The organism is Mesorhizobium monacense, from assembly GCF_056781675.1.
This window is the reverse complement of sequence record NZ_CM165567.1, coordinates 4,635,228-4,651,040: the sequence shown is the minus strand read 5'-3', so window position 1 is coordinate 4,651,040 and position 15,813 is coordinate 4,635,228. Positions and strand designations below refer to the sequence as shown.

At 64.8% G+C, this 15,813-nt stretch carries 14 protein-coding genes; 10 read left to right on the top strand and 4 right to left on the bottom strand.

Annotated elements, in window-relative coordinates; translation table 11 throughout:
• Nucleotides 1–4: 4 nt before the first annotated feature.
• Nucleotides 5–802: a FadR/GntR family transcriptional regulator gene (locus tag AC1RUK_RS22430; protein ID WP_481838898.1), complete on the bottom strand. Its 798-nt coding sequence runs from the start codon at nucleotides 800–802 to the stop codon at nucleotides 5–7.
• Between the two features lie 207 nt (nucleotides 803–1,009).
• Between AC1RUK_RS22430 and AC1RUK_RS22425 the strand changes: the two genes are divergently transcribed.
• The 5 genes from AC1RUK_RS22425 to glcF all read left to right on the top strand — a co-directional run bounded on the left by AC1RUK_RS22425 (nucleotide 1,010) and on the right by glcF (nucleotide 7,097).
• Nucleotides 1,010–2,332, top strand: coding sequence for a DUF3422 family protein (locus tag AC1RUK_RS22425; RefSeq protein ID WP_481838899.1), 1,323 nt, complete (start codon nucleotides 1,010–1,012; stop codon nucleotides 2,330–2,332).
• 160 nt (nucleotides 2,333–2,492) lie between these two features.
• Nucleotides 2,493–3,989, top strand: coding sequence for an FAD-linked oxidase C-terminal domain-containing protein (locus AC1RUK_RS22420; RefSeq protein WP_481838900.1), 1,497 nt, complete (start codon nucleotides 2,493–2,495; stop codon nucleotides 3,987–3,989).
• A 76-nt stretch (nucleotides 3,990–4,065) separates the two neighbouring features.
• Nucleotides 4,066–5,322 (top strand): glycolate oxidase subunit GlcE, encoded by a 1,257-nt coding sequence (glcE, locus tag AC1RUK_RS22415; RefSeq protein WP_481838901.1) that lies wholly within the window; start codon nucleotides 4,066–4,068, stop codon nucleotides 5,320–5,322.
• Nucleotides 5,319–5,705 (top strand): DUF4870 family protein, encoded by a 387-nt coding sequence (locus tag AC1RUK_RS22410; RefSeq protein WP_436170905.1) that lies wholly within the window; start codon nucleotides 5,319–5,321, stop codon nucleotides 5,703–5,705. The genes glcE and AC1RUK_RS22410 overlap by 4 nt, the downstream gene beginning before the upstream one ends.
• A 66-nt stretch (nucleotides 5,706–5,771) precedes the next feature.
• Nucleotides 5,772–7,097 carry a glycolate oxidase subunit GlcF gene (gene glcF, locus AC1RUK_RS22405; protein ID WP_481838902.1) on the top strand — a complete coding sequence of 442 codons (1,326 nt, stop codon included), beginning with the start codon at nucleotides 5,772–5,774 and terminating at the stop codon, nucleotides 7,095–7,097.
• A gap of 27 nt (nucleotides 7,098–7,124) precedes the next feature.
• Here the strand turns inward: glcF and AC1RUK_RS22400 are convergent, their stop codons facing one another.
• Complete coding sequence (locus AC1RUK_RS22400) at nucleotides 7,125–8,045, bottom strand: bifunctional 5,10-methylenetetrahydrofolate dehydrogenase/5,10-methenyltetrahydrofolate cyclohydrolase (protein ID WP_481838903.1); 921 nt, start codon at nucleotides 8,043–8,045, stop codon at nucleotides 7,125–7,127.
• A 306-nt stretch (nucleotides 8,046–8,351) separates the two neighbouring features.
• Nucleotides 8,352–9,095: a L,D-transpeptidase gene (locus tag AC1RUK_RS22395; RefSeq protein ID WP_481838904.1), complete on the bottom strand. Its 744-nt coding sequence runs from the start codon at nucleotides 9,093–9,095 to the stop codon at nucleotides 8,352–8,354.
• A gap of 209 nt (nucleotides 9,096–9,304) precedes the next feature.
• Between AC1RUK_RS22395 and AC1RUK_RS22390 the strand changes: the two genes are divergently transcribed.
• On the top strand, nucleotides 9,305–9,943 hold the full coding sequence (locus AC1RUK_RS22390) for a DNA-3-methyladenine glycosylase I (protein WP_481838905.1): 639 nt from the start codon (nucleotides 9,305–9,307) through the stop codon (nucleotides 9,941–9,943).
• A 7-nt stretch (nucleotides 9,944–9,950) separates the two neighbouring features.
• Here AC1RUK_RS22390 and AC1RUK_RS22385 read toward each other — a convergent pair whose 3' ends face one another.
• Nucleotides 9,951–10,205: a hypothetical protein gene (locus AC1RUK_RS22385; RefSeq protein ID WP_481838906.1), complete on the bottom strand. Its 255-nt coding sequence runs from the start codon at nucleotides 10,203–10,205 to the stop codon at nucleotides 9,951–9,953.
• 214 nt (nucleotides 10,206–10,419) lie between these two features.
• Between AC1RUK_RS22385 and hisS the strand changes: the two genes are divergently transcribed.
• The 4 genes from hisS (at nucleotide 10,420) to AC1RUK_RS22365 (ending at nucleotide 15,809) form a co-directional block, all read left to right on the top strand.
• The gene (hisS, locus tag AC1RUK_RS22380; protein ID WP_481838907.1) at nucleotides 10,420–11,997 is read left to right on the top strand and encodes a histidine--tRNA ligase; all 1,578 of its coding nucleotides are present in this window, start codon (nucleotides 10,420–10,422) and stop codon (nucleotides 11,995–11,997) included.
• On the top strand, nucleotides 11,994–13,115 hold the full coding sequence (locus tag AC1RUK_RS22375) for an ATP phosphoribosyltransferase regulatory subunit (RefSeq protein WP_481838908.1): 1,122 nt from the start codon (nucleotides 11,994–11,996) through the stop codon (nucleotides 13,113–13,115). The genes hisS and AC1RUK_RS22375 overlap by 4 nt, the downstream gene beginning before the upstream one ends.
• Nucleotides 13,112–13,813: an ATP phosphoribosyltransferase gene (gene hisG, locus AC1RUK_RS22370; protein ID WP_481838909.1), complete on the top strand. Its 702-nt coding sequence runs from the start codon at nucleotides 13,112–13,114 to the stop codon at nucleotides 13,811–13,813. The genes AC1RUK_RS22375 and hisG overlap by 4 nt, the downstream gene beginning before the upstream one ends.
• Before the next feature lie 229 nt (nucleotides 13,814–14,042).
• Nucleotides 14,043–15,809, top strand: a complete 1,767-nt coding sequence (locus tag AC1RUK_RS22365; RefSeq protein ID WP_481838910.1) for an AMP-binding protein — start codon at nucleotides 14,043–14,045, stop codon at nucleotides 15,807–15,809.
• Nucleotides 15,810–15,813: the final 4 nt, after the last annotated feature.

The window sequence follows — 15,813 nt, the reverse complement described above, 5'->3', positions numbered from 1 at the left end:
CCTGCTAGGTCGTTGTCTTGGCGCCCTCGCCGGCTTCCGAGCGCTGTTTGAGCCGAAGCCGCGACACACGCTGCCAGTCGCCGCTGCGCTCGGCCTCGAGCATCGACCGCTCGACATAGGAGATGTGATCCATCGCCGCTTGCCTAGCAGTGGCCGGATCGCCGGCCTTGATCGCGGTGTAGATCGCCCGATGCTGCGCAAGCAGCGCCTCGCGCGCGCCGGGCACGGTGAACACCAGCAGCCGGTTCTGGAACACGCCTTCCGACAAAAGCCGGTAGCAGGAGCGCAACGTGTGCAGGAGGATCATATTGTGCGCGCATTCGCAGACCGCATGATGGAACTCGATGTCGATTTCCGCCTCGTCGTCGAAGTCGCCGGTGCGATGCGCCTCGTCCATGCGCGCCATGATGCGATCGAGCAGCGCAAGGTCGTCGGCGGTGGCGCGCCGCGCCGCGTATTCGGCGGCGATCGCCTCGATCTCGCGGCGATATTCCAGATAGTCGGTCACAGCCTTGCGATGCATGGAGATCAGGTCGGTCACCGGCTTGGTGAACAGCTGGCCGATGACGTCGGCGACATGGGTGCCGCCGCCTGGCCGCGTCGTCAGCAGGCCGCGTCCCTCGAGGGATTTCAGCGCATCGCGCAGGATCGGCCGCGACACCTCGAACTGGCGCGCCAGCTCGCGCTCGCCGGGCAGCCGATCGCCGGTGCGCAGCACGCCTTCGAGGATCAGGCTCTCGATCTGCTGCACCACCTCGTCGGCGGTGCGCGAATGCTCGATCCTGGAGAAAATGTCGCTCAAAGGGGCGCCTGGGAAATCTTGCCGGTGTCGCGCAGATTAGAGCCAGTGTCGACAACTGGTCAAATTATTTATCCAATTCGCCCGTTCTGGTCAGTTCCCGGGTCGCGTTCGCATATTGGCTGTTGCTAAACTTTGCTGTTTACGTCCTCTGGCGATTGCCTCTAGAGGACGCCATTGCACGAAGGGTCGAAAACAGGGGGACCAGCCGTGTCGGACGAGACGTCCAATCTCGAATTCCAGCCGCGCGCCCAAGGCAGCGTCATGGGCTTTCCGGCGCATGAGGGACGGCCGGGCGCGCTCGGCGAGGTCCATGCCCGCCCGCATCCGCTGATGGAGAAGCCGCGCGTGCTGGTGCAGCTTGCCTTCATGACCGAGGGCGGTTCCGGCGTCGACATGGCCGTGCTCTCCGAACTGTCACGGCGCCTCGGCATCGCCGCGCCTGACCGTCATGCCCGCCACCATGCCATGAAATGGGGCAAGGGCACGCTGCGCTGGGAGCGGCATACGGAATTCTCGACCTATCTGTGGGAAGGGCCGCTTGCCGAAAGCGGCAGGGCGCAGGAGGATTCGCCCTTCGGCAATGGGTTTTCGCCGCCGGGAACGGTCATTTCCGGCATCAGGCTCGAAATCCGCAAATGGACGCAGGCGAGCGAGAGGCTGATCGCCAGCTTCGACCCCACCAGCCTGTGCTATTCGCTGGTCGAGCGCGGCAACGCCGCCATCATCACCGACTTCCGCCAGGACGGCGACGGCCTGACCCGCATCCTAGTGCTCGATCGCGGCCTGACGCCGGCGCGGACCGGCGCGCTGTCGCAGCGGCTGATCGACATCGAGACCTACCGCACGCTGGCCATGCTCGGCCTGCCGTTGGCCTTGACGCTGTCGGGCCGTGCCCGCCGCATCGAAGACAGGCTGGCGCAGACCACGCTGGAAATGAAGGTCGCCCAGACCCGCGACAGCCAGACTTTGCTCGCCGACCTGACCGAGCTTGCCGCGGAGCTCGAGGCTGATGCCGCTTCCAGCCTCTACCGCTTCGGCGCCAGCCGCGCCTATGACGGCATCGTCGTCGAGCGGCTGGAAGCGCTGGAGGAAGAGGCCGTGCCCGGCTACGACACCTGGGGCGGCTTCCTGCAGCGGCGCGTCGCGCCCGCCATGCGCACCTGCCGTTCGGTCGAGGAGCGCCAGGCCAATCTGTCGCGCAAGCTTACCCGCGCCACCACTTTGCTGCGCACCTGGGTCGATGTCGAGGTCGAGAAGCAGAACCGCGACCTGCTGGCCTCGATGAACAATCGCGCCCGCTTGCAACTGCGCCTGCAGCAGACGGTGGAAGGTCTCTCCGTCGCCGCCGTCTCCTACTATGTCGTCGGCCTCATCTCCTATCTCGCCAAGGGTGCCTCGATCTTCGGCCATGTGTTTGCGCCCGAAGTCGTCACCGCCGCTGCGGTGCCGGTTGCCGTGCTGCTCGTCTGGTGGGGTGTGCGCCGCGTGCGGCACATGCACTCCGAGCCGGCGAAACATCCGGGCGAATAGGCCGGCCGACCTTGCTACAGATGTGATCGGCGCGCAGCGGCAGATTGCCGCTGCGGAAGGCCGTTCCGCGGCCGGCTTTCGATTTCGACCAAAGCAGGGTTTGCAACAGATGCCTCCGGCTGGTAAAAGATTTTTACCAGTCAAGCGATGGAGGCTGCTGATGTCCGGCCTGGCCATGCCGAAGCCAGACGATGCCACGATGCGCCGGCGCGACGAGATCGTCGCCGACATGCGCATCATCGTGCCGGGCGAGGGCGTCGTCGACGCCGAGAACTCCATGCGCGCCTTCGAGAGCGACGGCCTCACCGCCTACAGGCAATTGCCGCTGGTCGTCGTGCTGCCGGAGACGGTGGCGCAGGTCTCGCGCGTGCTGAAATATTGCAACGACCGCAACATCCGTGTCGTGCCGCGCGGCTCCGGCACCTCGCTCTCCGGCGGCGCGCTGCCGCTCGAGGACGCCGTGTTGCTGGCCATGAGCCGCTTCAACCGCATCCTCGAGATCGATTTTCCGAACCGCGCCGTCGTCGCCCAGCCGGGCGTCACCAATCTCGGCATCACCACCGCCGTCGAGCAGGAGGGCTTTTACTACGCCCCCGATCCATCCTCCCAGATCGCCTGCTCGATCGGCGGCAACGTCGCGGAGAATTCCGGCGGCGTGCATTGCCTGAAATACGGCCTCACCGCCAACAACGTGCTGGGCATCGAGATGGTGCTGATGAATGGCGAGGTGATGCGGCTGGGCGGCAGGCATCTGGACTCTGAAGGATACGACCTGCTCGGCGTCATGACCGGCTCCGAAGGCCTGCTCGGTGTCGTCACCGAGGTCACCGTGCGCATCCTGAAGAAGCCGGAGACGGCGCGGGCGCTTTTGATCGGCTTCCCGACCAGCGAGCAGGGCGGCCAATGCGTCGCCGACATCATCGGCGCCGGCATCATCCCCGGCGGCATGGAGATGATGGACCGCCCGGCGATCCACGCGGCGGAAGATTTCGTCCATGCCGGCTATCCCCTCGATGTCGAGGCACTGCTGATCGTCGAGCTCGACGGACCAGGCGTCGAGGTCGACCACCTGATCGGCCTTGTCGAGGCCATCGCCTACAGGAACGGCTCGACCACCTGCCGCATCTCGCAATCAGAGCAGGAGCGGCTGAGTTTCTGGGCCGGGCGCAAGGCGGCATTCCCCGCGGTCGGCCGCATCTCGCCCGACTATTACTGCATGGACGGCACGATTCCGCGCAAGGAACTGCCGCGCGTGCTCGCCGGCATGCGCGAGCTCTCCGAAAAATACGGTCTCGGCGTCGCAAATGTCTTCCATGCCGGCGACGGCAATCTGCACCCGCTAATCCTCTATGACGCCAACGTGCCGGGCGAGCTCGACAAGGCCGAAAGCTTTGGCGCCGACATCTTGCGCCTCTGCGTCCAGGTCGGCGGCGTGCTGACCGGCGAGCACGGGGTCGGCGTCGAAAAGCGCGACCTGATGCCGGAAATGTTCAACCAGATCGACCTCGACCAGCAAATGCGCGTCAAATGCGCCTTCGATCCCAACCATCTGCTCAATCCCGGCAAGGTGTTCCCGCAGCTGCGCCGCTGCGCCGAACTTGGGCGGATGCATGTGCATCGCGGGCAGGTGGCGTTTCCGGACATTCCGAGGTTTTGAGGGTGATGGCGCCTCAGGTCGACATGTCGGCGTTCCAGGAACGCGGCATCTCCGCACTCGCGGGTGCGTCGCGCCCATGACCACCTTCACCCCCTCCACATCAGACGAAGTCCTCTCCACCGTCCAATGGGCAGCGGCGGAAGACGCGCCGCTGGAAATCCTCGGCCACGGCTCCAAGCGCGGCATCGGCCGTCCGCAGCAGAGCGAGCACACGCTCGACCTGTCGAAACTCACCGGCGTCACCCTCTACGAGCCAGCCGAGCTGGTGCTGTCGGCCAGAGCCGGCACGCCGCTTGCCGAGATCGAACAACTCCTGGCGCAAAACGGTCAGCAACTGGCCTTCGAACCGATGGACTACGGCCCGCTGCTCGGCGGCGCGCCGGGCAAGGGCACAATAGGCGGCACGCTCGCCGCCAACCTTTCCGGCCCGCGCCGGCTGAAGGCTGGTGCCGCGCGCGATCATATCCTCGGCATCAGCGCGGTTGCCGGCCGTGGCGAGGCCTTCAAGTCCGGCGGCCGCGTGGTCAAGAACGTCACAGGCTACGATCTCTCCAAGCTGATGGCGGGCAGCTGGGGCACGCTGGCCGTGCTGACCGACGTCACCTTCAAGGTGCTGCCGGCTGCCGAGACCGAGGTGACGCTCGCCATCCGTGGCCTGCTCGACGATGCCGCCACCGCCGCCATGGCGCTGGCGCTCGGCTCCAGCGCTGAAGTGTCGAGTGCCGCCCATCTGCCCGAACGCGTCGCCGCGCGCGTCGCCGGAAGCACGCTCGGCAGCGATCCCGCGACGCTGCTACGCGTCGAGGGATTTGGTCCGTCGGTCGCTTATCGCATCGCCGCGCTGAAGCAGTTGCTCGGCAAGGCCGGTCCGCTGCAGGAGATCGTGGGCGCGTCCTCCAAAGCCATCTGGCGCGATGTCCGTGATTGCGTGCCCTTCGCCGACGGCACGGAAAAATCGGTCTGGCGCGTCTCGATGGCGCCGTCTCAGGCGCACCAGATGGTGCTGACGCTGCGCATGCAGGCCGGCGTCAGCGCCTTCTACGACTGGCAGGGCGGGCTGATCTGGCTGCGCATGGAGGCGGGGGATCCCGAGGCGAGCCTGTTGCGGGGCCTGATCCGCAAACATGGCGGCGGCCACGCGACGCTGGTGCGTGCCGCTCTCTCGCATCGCGCCGCCGTGCCGGTGTTCGAGCCGCAGGCCTCGCACCTCGCGGCCCTGTCGGCGCGCCTCAAGGCCGAATTCGACCCCAAGGCGATCCTCAACCCCGGCCGCATGGCGCCGGGCTCAGGCTCTGCTACTCTGAACCCGACAACGGAGGGAGCCGCACCATGAGCAACACCAATCCAGGCCAGAACACACCGCGCCAGACCGACCGCTGGCTGGAGCCGGGCGCGACCAACGCGCTGGTCATCTACATCCTCTATCTCGCCGGCCTTGTCATAGGCATCACCGGCCTTGTCGGCATCGTGCTGGCCTACATCAATCGCGGCAAGGCCGGCGGCTTCGTAGAGAGCCACTATACATTCCTGATCCGCACCTTCTGGATCGGCCTGCTTTACGCGCTGGTCTCGATGGTGCTGATCTTCGTGATGATCGGCTTCCTGCTGATGTTCGCGGTCGCCGTCTGGTTCATCGCCCGCTGCATTCTGGGCATCCAGGCGCTGCAGCGCGGCGAGCCGGTCAAGAACCCGGAAAGCTGGCTCCTTGGGCAATAGAGCATGATCCCGAAAAGTGGGGACCGGTTTTCGGAAAAGATCATGCTCAGAAGGTAAGGACTTCTAGTGCAGACCAATTTCTCAGCTGCCCAGCTTGCCGATCCGCATGTCGCAGAATCGGAGAAGATCCTGCGCAAATGCGTGCATTGCGGCTTCTGCACTGCCACCTGCCCGACCTATGTGACATTGGGCAACGAACTCGATTCGCCGCGCGGGCGCATCTACCTGATCAAGGACATGCTGGAGAACGGTCGTCCGGCCGATAGGCAGATCGTCACCCATATCGACCGCTGCCTGTCCTGCCTCGCCTGCATGACCACCTGCCCGTCCGGCGTCAACTACATGCATCTGGTCGACCATGCCCGCGCCCATATCCAGGAGACCTACAGGCGCCCACTGCTTGATCGGGTGATCCGCGCCATGCTGGCTTTCGTGCTGCCCTATCCCGCGCGCTTTCGCACGGCGTTGAAGCTGGCAAAGCTCGGCAAACCCTTTGTCGGCCTATTCGAAAAGATCCCGGCGCTGAGGCCGCTGGGCGCCATGCTCAAGCTTGCTCCGGCCTCGATCCCCCCGGCATCGCCGATGGCGTCTCCGGGCGTCCATGCCGGGCAAGGCACGAAAAAGGGTCGCGTCGCCATCCTCACCGGCTGTGCGCAATCGGTGCTCGCCCCCGCGATCAACGACACGACGATCTCGCTGCTGACGCGGCTCGGCGTCGAGGTGGTGGTGCCGGACGGCGAGGGCTGTTGCGGCGCGCTGGTGCACCACATGGGCCGCGAGCATGCGGCTCTTGCCTCGGCGAGGCAGAACGTCGATGCCTGGACGCGCGCCGTCGACCAAGGTGGGCTCGATGCCATCATCATCACCGCGTCGGGCTGCGGCACTACCATCAAGGACTACGGCTTCATGCTGCGCCTCGATCCGGCCTATGCCGAAAAGGCGGCACGCGTTTCGGCGCTGGCAAAAGACATCACCGAGTACCTCGCCGCTCTCGACCTGCCCGAGCCGGTGCGTAAGCCCGGCACGGTCGTCGCCTATCACTCGGCCTGTTCGATGCAGCACGGCCAGAAGATCACCCGCCAGCCGAAGGACCTGCTGACCAGGGCCGGCTTCGTCGTGCGCGAGCCACGCGAGGGACATCTGTGCTGCGGCTCGGCCGGCACCTACAACATCCTGCAATCCGAGATCTCGGCCAAGCTGCGCGACCGCAAGGTCCGGAACATCGAGGCGACCGGAGCTTCAATTGTCGCCACCGGCAACATCGGCTGCATCACCCAGATCGCTTCAGCCGCGAAGCTGCCGGTGGTGCACACGATCAAGCTGCTCGACTGGGCCTATGGCGGACCGAAGCCGGCAGGCGTTGCCGAAGAAAGGCTGATCGCCGCCGAGTGACGGCGTACCCGGCTGCTCGATGCGGGTCTATTCCGCCGCAAATTTGTCCGCCACGCCGTAGGTCGCGTTGTACAGCGCGCGCTGGCGGTTGAGTGCCACCATCGTGTTGCGCAGCAGGATCGCGACCGTGATCGGGCCGACACCGCCCGGCACAGGCGTGATCCAGGACGCCACGTCCCTGACGCTGTCGGTGTCGACGTCGCCGACGATGCGGCTTTGCCCGTCGGGTCCGATCTCCGAATTGATGCCGATGTCGATCACCGCGGCACCCGGCTTGACCATGTCGGCCTTGATCAGCCTTGGCTTGCCGACGGCGACGAATAGCGCATCGGCGCGCCGCGCATGCGCCGCCACCGAGCGCGTCATGTGATGACACACCGTCACCGTCGCGCCTTCGCTCATCAACAGGAAAGCGATCGGCTTGCCGACGATCTCGGAGTGGCCGACGATCACCACTTCAAGTCCCTTTAGGTCGAGGCCGGTTTCCTTCAGCAGTTCGACCGAGGCCGCAGCCGTGCAGGGCGCCAGGTCGAGCTGGTTGTAGACGATGTTGCCGATCGAGGCCGGATGCATGCCCTCGACATCCTTGAGCGGATGCACAGCCGCCTGCAGCGTCTTGATCGGGATATGCGCCGGCACCGGCCGCTGAATGATGATGCCGGTGACGCGCGGATCGGCGTTGAGCCCATGGATCGCCGCTTCCAGCTCGCCGGCTGTGATGTCGGCGGCAAAGCGCCGTTCCTCGAAACCGATGCCGGCCAGTTCCGCCTTGGCGCGCTGGTTGCGCACATAGACGTCGACCGCGGCGGTGTCGCCGACGGTGATCGATACCAGCTTCGGCGGAAAACCTTCGGCTCGCGCGATCGCCGCATCCTCGCGCACCGCGGCGATGATGCGCTGGGCAACCGGACCGCCCTTGAGGTAGCGGCTGTCGTCGGGCAAGGCCATGGACTGAACCCAGATCTGGAGTGTTGGCGCCGACATAGCAAAAGAACATGGCAAAGGGCAGCGCGAAACGCAAAACCGCCATGCGACCTATCGTCGAAGCCTTTCCGAAGCCCACCCGTTGCGCAAAACGAAAAGGGCAGCGCGGTTTCCCGTGCTGCCCTTTCGTGACTGACCGTATCCCCACACGGCCCGTCCCCCGTTAAATCGTTGCCAGTCTAAGCACGTCCTTCAAAAGCGCGCTATGGCTTGAGGGCAACAGCGCGCCAAAAACTACTCAGCGCTGCCTAACTAGCTGATTCGCAGTGACTATATCACCACCACGGTCGTTCCGACATTGACCCGTTCATAGAGATCGACGACGTCCTCATTGCGCATGCGGATGCAGCCCGACGACACCGCGCCGCCGATCGTCCATGGCTGGTTGGTGCCGTGGATGCGGTATTCCGTCGTGCCGAGATAGAGCGCGCGCGCGCCGAGCGGGTTCTCTTCGCCGCCGGCGAGATAGGTCGGCAGATAACGGCCCTTGGCGGCCTCGCGCTTGATCATCACCGCCGGCGGACGCCAGTCCGGCCAGACGCGTTTGTTGGTGATCTTGTGCGTGCCCGACCATTCGAAGCCGGGCTTGCCGGTGCCGACGCCATAGCGCCGCGCCTTGCCGTTCTTCTCGACCAGATAGAGGAAATTCTGCGTCGTATCGATGACGATCGTGCCCGGCTTCTGCGGCCCGTCATAGGCGACTTCCTGCGGCAGGTAGATCGGGTTGATCTGCGGCCGCTTCACCAAGCGCTTGGCCGGCGCTTGCACGGCTGCTGTCCGCACCTGGTCAGGTTGTGCCGGCTGTGCGTAGCGCATGCGCGGCTGCTGCGCGGCCTGCCGGTTCTGCCGCACGATGCCCGGGGCGCGGCCAAGCTGCAGCACCCAGGGCGCCGAAAGGTCGGGGCTCACCATCACCGGCGGCCGGTCGGCATAGCGGTCATCAGCAAAGGAGGAGGTGGTGCCGGCGGCAAGAAGGGCCGCGGCGCCGAGCACGGAACGCAAGAAGATGTTCATCGGAACGCACCTTGATCGTCTGACACGCGAGGGAAAGTGCCCCCGGTGGCGCGATCCTTGGCGCCAAGCGGCAACCGAAACATGAATCGGAATGCGTAAAATGCGGGTTTGTCAGTAAACCTTTTGGTGTGGTTACCGGCCCGTTCAGGAATCTGGTAAAGCCACGGTAAAAGCAGCGCAAAGGCGCATTAACGAATGGATTTCTTGTGATGGCAAACGAAAATACTGGCCTGCTCGCCGGCCCCGATGGCATCTCACGCTGCTTCTGGCACGGCAACCTGCCCGACTATCTGCATTACCATGATCATGAATGGGGCCGGCCGGTGGCCGACGACCGCAGGCTGTTCGAAAAGATCTGCCTCGAGGGTTTCCAGTCCGGTCTGTCCTGGCTGACCATCCTGCGCAAGCGCGAGAATTTCCGCGAGGCCTTCGCCAACTTCGAATTCGACAAGGTCGCCGCCTTCGCCGACAAGGATGTCGAGCGCCTGGTCGGCAATGCAGGCATCATCCGCCACCGTGGCAAGATCGTCTCGACCATCAACAATGCCAAGCGCGCCCGCGAAATGGCCGACGAATTCGGCTCGCTCGCTGCCTGGTTCTGGAAATTCGAGCCGGGCCCGGACGAACGGCCAGAAATCGTCGATCTCGCCCATCTGCGCGCCAATCCGACGACGGCGGTTTCGGTCAGGATTTCAAAGGAGTTAAAAAAGCGCGGCTGGAGCTTCGTCGGCCCGACCACCGTCTACGCCTTCATGCAGGCGATGGGTCTGGTCAACGACCATCTCGAAGGCTGCGTCTGCCGCAAGGAGGTGGAAGCGGAGCGGAAGAAGTTCAAGCGGCCGAAATGAGCAGCAGTCACACGCCGCTGGCGCCGGTCAGGAACAGGCCGGCTACGATCGCGGCCAGTGCGGCGAAGGCCGGATAGATCACCAGCAGGCCGGTCATCAGCGCATCGCGCACCGTCGAGCCCTTGCGTTCATCCGCAGTGACCTCGAACGGACCTGCCATCTGGCTTGCCGTCACGAATGCATTGCTGCCCGCCGGCCGCAGCCGCGCCGGCAGGTCGCGGACGCCGCTGTGTTCGATGTCGAACTTTCCTGCCGTTGTCATGGCCAGAACCCCTTGTTTCGGCGTGCTTATCGGCTCTGATTGTGTCGGCACGATGCCGCACCTATGGCGGAATTGTTTCCTTTTGGCGCAGTTTGTTTCAGCAAAAGCGCAAACCCTTGCCGCTCCCGGCTGCATCGGTTAGGACACGCGCGCCGCGGAAATCGGTTTTTTTGACCGATCGACAGAGCGTCACGAAACACCGAGTACCCATCCCATGGCCGACAAATCGGAAAAGACGAAAGCGCGGCTGCCGCGCGGCTTTGCCGACCGCAGCGCCGACGATATCCGCGCCGTCGAGAAGATGATGGCGACGATCCGCTCGGTCTACGAGCTTTACGGTTTCGAGCCTGTCGACCAGCCGCTGATCGAATACACCGATGCGCTCGGCAAATTCTTGCCCGACCAGGACCGGCCGAACGAAGGCGTATTCTCCTTCCAGGACGACGACGACCAGTGGCTGTCGCTGCGCTACGACCTGACCGCGCCGACGGCACGCTTCGTCGCCGAGAATTTTGAAAAGCTGCCGAAGCCTTATCGCAGCTATCGCTCCGGCTGGGTGTTCCGCAACGAAAAACCCGGCCCCGGCCGCTTCCGCCAGTTCATGCAGTTCGACGCCGACACGATCGGCACGCCGGGCGTCGCGGCCGATGCCGAAATGGCGATGATGATGGCCGACGTCATGGAGGCGCTCGGCATCAAGCGCGGCGACTACGTCATCCGCGTCAACAACCGCAAGGTTCTGGACGGCGTGCTGGAGGCAATCGGCCTCGGCGGCGACGAAAATGCCGGACGCCGGCTGACGGTACTGCGGGCGATCGACAAGTTGGACAAGCTCGGGCCGGAAGGCGTGCGTTTGTTGCTGGGCGCTGGGCGCAAGGATGAAAGCGGCGACTTCACCAAGGGCGCAGGGCTGGATGACAAGCAGACTAATCTGATCTTGGGAATTGTCTCAGTCGTTGATAATGAGCTGGATTACGAGCGCCAAAAGCAACATTTCGGCACAATGCGAGAATCGGCAATTTGGAAACAGCTGGCAGAGAGCAAACTTTCGACATCTGCCCCGATGCTTCTTCAGGGCATGGAGGAACTTGCGATAATCGATGAACTCGTGACGGCTGCAGGTTACGGTCGTGACCGAATAAAAACGGACATGTCCGTAGTCCGCGGCCTCGAATACTACACCGGCCCGGTCTTCGAGGCCGAGCTGCTGGCAGAGATCCCCAATGAGGACGGCCAGATCGTGCGCTTCGGTTCGGTCGGTGGCGGCGGCCGTTATGACGGGCTGGTCTCGCGCTTCCGCGGCGAGCCGGTGCCGGCAACCGGCTTTTCCATCGGTGTCTCCAGGCTGATGACGGCACTGAAGAACCTCGGCAAGCTCGACACGTCGGATGTCATCGCACCGGTCGTCGTGCTGGTGATGGACAGGGACACCGAAAGCCTCGGCCGCTACCAGAAGATGGTCTCGGAACTGCGTGCCGCCGGCATCCGCTCGGAAATGTATCTCGGCGGCGCCGGCATGAAGGCGCAGCTGAAATATGCCGACCGGCGCGGCAGCCCGGTCGCCATCATCCAGGGCGGCGACGAGCGCGCGAAGGGTGAGGTGCAGATCAAGGATTTGATCGAAGGCGCCAGGATGTCGGCCGAGATTGCCGACAACGCCGAATGGCGCGCGGCGCGGCCGGCGCAGGTGACGGTTGCGGAGAGGGAGCTGGTCGGTGAGGTCCGGAAGATCCTGTCGGCGCAAGCAGCCGATCGTGCGAAAGGTGGTGCCTCGCGCCCATCCAACCGATGACCTCCCGCTATCCCGCCATCGCCGCCGACATCGCCAGCCTCTTCGCCGCGCGCAATACCCATGCGGTCGAGGTCGCGGTGCTGCAGCCGGCCGACCCGTTCCTCGACATGGCTGGCGAGGATCTGCGCCGCCGCATCTTTCTCACCGAGAGCGAGACCGGCAAGACGCTGTGTCTCAGGCCGGAATTCACCATTCCCGTCTGCCTCGACCACATCGCCAGCCAGGCCGGCACGCCGCGCCGCTATTCCTATCTCGGCGAGGTGTTTCGCCAGCGCCGCGAGGGCGGCAACGAGTTCTTCCAGGCCGGCATCGAGGATCTCGGTGACCGCGACACACCGCAAGCCGACGCCCGTTCGCTGGCCGACGCGCATGCGCTGCTGTCGTTGGCTCTGCCCGGCAAGACGCTGAACGTCACGCTCGGCGACCAGACCATTTTCGAGGCGGTGCTGGCAGCACTGGGCCTGCCGCGTGGCTGGCGCATGCGGCTTGCCCGCGCCTTCGGTTCGGCGGCGATGCTGGAAGCGGCATTGGCCGACCTCGCCAATCCGCCACGCAACGGCCAGCTGTCCGGCCCGGTGGCTGCCCTTGTCCTCGATGGCGATCTGGACGGGCTTTCCGCGCACATTGCCGGCGGCATGGAGGAGACCGGCCTGTCGGCGTCGGCCGGGCGCTCGCCCTCCGATATCGCGCGCCGCCTGATCGAGAAGGCCGAACTGCGCAGCGTGCGGCTCTCCAACGAGGCGTTCTCGGCGCTGAAGACATTTCTCGCGATCGACGTGCCGCTCGACAGTGCGCCTCAGGCGCTCGAGAGTTTCGCGGCTGGTGCCGGCCTTTCGCTGGGCGCGGCCCTGGACAATTTCGCCGCTCGCGCCAAGGCGATCGAAGCGCATGGCCTGCCGACCGCGACAATTCACTATGACGCCGCCTTCGGCCGCCCGCTCGACTATTACACCGGCCTGGTCTTCGAGGTCGCGGTGGAAAATGGCGAACGGCCGCTGGCCGGCGGCGGCCGCTATGACCGCCTGCTCACGCTGCTCGGCGCCAGGACGCCGATCCCCGGCGTCGGTTTTTCCGTCTGGCTCGACCGCATCGAGGCGCTGCGGGGGACGGCCAAATGATCACGCTGGCACTGCCGTCGAAAGGCCGGCTCAAGGAGCAGGCGCTGGAAGTCTTGGCCAAGGCCGGGCTTGCCGTCAGCTTGCCCGGCGACGAGCGCAAATACCGCGCCCGCATCGAGGGCATGGACAGCATCGAGGTGGCCTTCCTGTCGGCCTCTGAAATTGCCGGCGAGATCGGCCAGGGTTCCGTCGATTTGGGCATCACCGGCGAGGATCTCTTGCGCGAGAACCTTGCCGACTGGGAGGCTCGTGCCGAAATCGTCGCCCGCCTTGGCTTCGGCAATGCCGATGTCGTGGTGGCGGTGCCCGACATCTGGCTCGATGTCGACACCATGGCCGATCTCGACGACGTTGCCGCAGATTTCCGCCAGCGCCACGGCAGGCGGCTGCGCATCGCCACCAAATACTGGCGGCTGACCCAGCAATTCTTTTCGCAAAAGCACGGCATCCAGGTCTATCGCATCGTCGAGAGCCTGGGCGCTACCGAAGGCGCGCCGGCGGCGGGCTCGGCCGATGTCATCGTCGACATCACCACCACCGGCTCGACGCTGCGCGCCAACCACCTCAAGGTGCTGACCGACGGCGTCGTCTTGCGGTCGCAGGCTTGCCTTGTCGCGTCGAGGAAGAACCGCGCGGCGGCGGATGAAGCAATGTTGCGCGATATTGCTGCGAAGATGAGCGCACTCCCTCCCCCTTGAGGGGAGGTGGACAGCCGCCGAAGACGGATGGACGGGTGGGGTCCGCGGTGATGCGCTCCATCTTTGGTCAAAGCCAAATAAGAGGTTGAGGCAGTTGAGGCGACCCCATCCGCCTCGCTTCGCTCGACAACCTCCCCTCAAGGGGAGGGATCGAGCTTCACTACCATCGACGGGATTTCCACCACCCCGGCAGGCTGATAGGTTCGGTATGTCTGCGGAGGAGACGGCGATGGCGATCAAACTCGACGAGCTGAACAACGCCACCAATCTGCGCGGCCCGGGCAAGGGCGGCACCTTCGTCGCGCCGATCGACGGCAGAGCGCATGTGTCGGGCGAGTGCACCATGCCGCTGCTCAACAAAACGATCCCGGCGCTGTTTTCCGATACCGTCAGCAAATACGGCACGCTCGATGCCGCGGTCTTCGTCGACCAGGACAAGCGCTTCACCTGGAGCGAGCTGTCGGACACTGTGGATGCGCTTGCCGCCGGCCTGCTCGCGCTCGGCCTGGAAAAGGGCGAGCGTGTCGGCATCTGGTCGCCCAACCGCTGGGAATGGCTGGTGACGCAATTCGCCACGGCGCGCATCGGCCTGATCCTGGTCAACATCAACCCGGCCTATCGGCTGACCGAGCTGGAATATGCGCTGAACAAGGTCGCTTGCCGAGCTCTGGTCACCGCCGTCAGATTCAAGACCTCCGACTATCTCGGCATGATCGAGACGCTGGCGCCGGAAATCGCCATGGCCGCGCCCGGCAAGCTCAAGGCGAAAAAACTGCCGGCGCTGAAGATCGTCATCCGCATGGGCGAGGACAACTCGCCCGGCATGTACAATTTCGGCGATGTGCTGGCGATGGCGGGCCGCGATGAGCATGACAGCCTCGACCGCATCTCCGAGGGGCTGAAGCCAGGCGAGGCCATCAACATCCAGTTCACCTCAGGCACGACAGGCGCGCCGAAGGGCGCGACGCTGACCCACCACAACATCGTCAACAACGGCAATTTCGTCACCGCGGCGATCAAGCTCACCGTCGACGACCGGCTCTGCATCCCGGTGCCGCTCTATCATTGCTTCGGTATGTCGATGGGCACGATAGGCTGCGTCACCAAGGGCGCGACCATGGTGTTTCCGGGCGAGGGTTTTGACACCGGCGCGACGCTGAAGGCGGTGGCGCAGGAACGCTGCACCGGCCTCTACGGCGTGCCGACCATGTTCGTCGGCCTGCTCGACCATCCGGACTTTGGCTCCTTCGATCTCACCAGCCTGCGCACCGGCATCATGGCCGGCTCGCCATGCCCGATCGAGGTGATGAAGAAGGTGGTGTCGCTGATGCACATGTCGGAAGTGACCATCGCCTATGGCATGACCGAGACCAGCCCGGTGTCGTTCCAAAGCGGCGTCGACGATCCGTTGGAAAAGCGCGTCTCGACGGTCGGGCGTATCCATCCCCATGTCGAGGTCAAGGCCATCGACGCCGAGGGCGCCACCGTCGCGGTCGGGGCGCCGGGCGAGCTTTGCACGCGAGGCTATTCGGTGATGAAGGGCTATTGGGACGACCAGGAGAAGACCCGCGAGGCGATCGACGCCGATGGCTGGATGCACACAGGCGATCTCGCCACCATCGATGCCGAGGGCTATTGCAACATCGTCGGCCGGGTCAAGGACATGGTCATCCGCGGCGGCGAGAACGTCTATCCGCGCGAGGTCGAGGAGTTCCTCTATCGCCATCCCAAGGTCAAGGAAGTCCAGGTGTTCGGAATTCCCGATGACAAATACGGCGAGGAGCTGTGCGCCTGGATCGTGCTCAGGCCCGGCCAGACCGCCACCGAGCAGGAGATCAAGACCTTCTGCACCGGCCAGATCGCCCACTACAAGATCCCGCGCTACATCCGCTTCCGCACCGAATTGCCGATGACGGTGACCGGCAAGCCGCAGAAATTCCTGATGCGCGAGGCGATGGTCGAGGAACTGGGACTGGTGACGCAGAAGACGGCTTGAGCAG

Bases quoted from the DNA above. Each gene is read 5' to 3' on its own strand.
- AC1RUK_RS22390 (WP_481838905.1), top strand. From the start codon at position 9,305: ATGGCAAACGAAAATACTGGCCTGCTCGCCGGCCCCGATGGCATCTCA.
- AC1RUK_RS22420 (WP_481838900.1), top strand. From the start codon at position 2,493: ATGTCCGGCCTGGCCATGCCGAAGCCAGACGATGCCACGATGCGCCGG.
- glcE (WP_481838901.1), top strand. From the start codon at position 4,066: ATGACCACCTTCACCCCCTCCACATCAGACGAAGTCCTCTCCACCGTC.
- hisG (WP_481838909.1), top strand. From the start codon at position 13,112: ATGATCACGCTGGCACTGCCGTCGAAAGGCCGGCTCAAGGAGCAGGCG.
- AC1RUK_RS22400 (WP_481838903.1), bottom strand. From the start codon at position 8,045: ATGGCCTTGCCCGACGACAGCCGCTACCTCAAGGGCGGTCCGGTTGCC.
- AC1RUK_RS22365 (WP_481838910.1), top strand. From the start codon at position 14,043: ATGGCGATCAAACTCGACGAGCTGAACAACGCCACCAATCTGCGCGGC.
- AC1RUK_RS22410 (WP_436170905.1), top strand. From the start codon at position 5,319: ATGAGCAACACCAATCCAGGCCAGAACACACCGCGCCAGACCGACCGC.
- AC1RUK_RS22385 (WP_481838906.1), bottom strand. From the start codon at position 10,205: ATGACAACGGCAGGAAAGTTCGACATCGAACACAGCGGCGTCCGCGAC.
- hisS (WP_481838907.1), top strand. From the start codon at position 10,420: ATGGCCGACAAATCGGAAAAGACGAAAGCGCGGCTGCCGCGCGGCTTT.
- AC1RUK_RS22375 (WP_481838908.1), top strand. From the start codon at position 11,994: ATGACCTCCCGCTATCCCGCCATCGCCGCCGACATCGCCAGCCTCTTC.
- AC1RUK_RS22395 (WP_481838904.1), bottom strand. From the start codon at position 9,095: ATGAACATCTTCTTGCGTTCCGTGCTCGGCGCCGCGGCCCTTCTTGCC.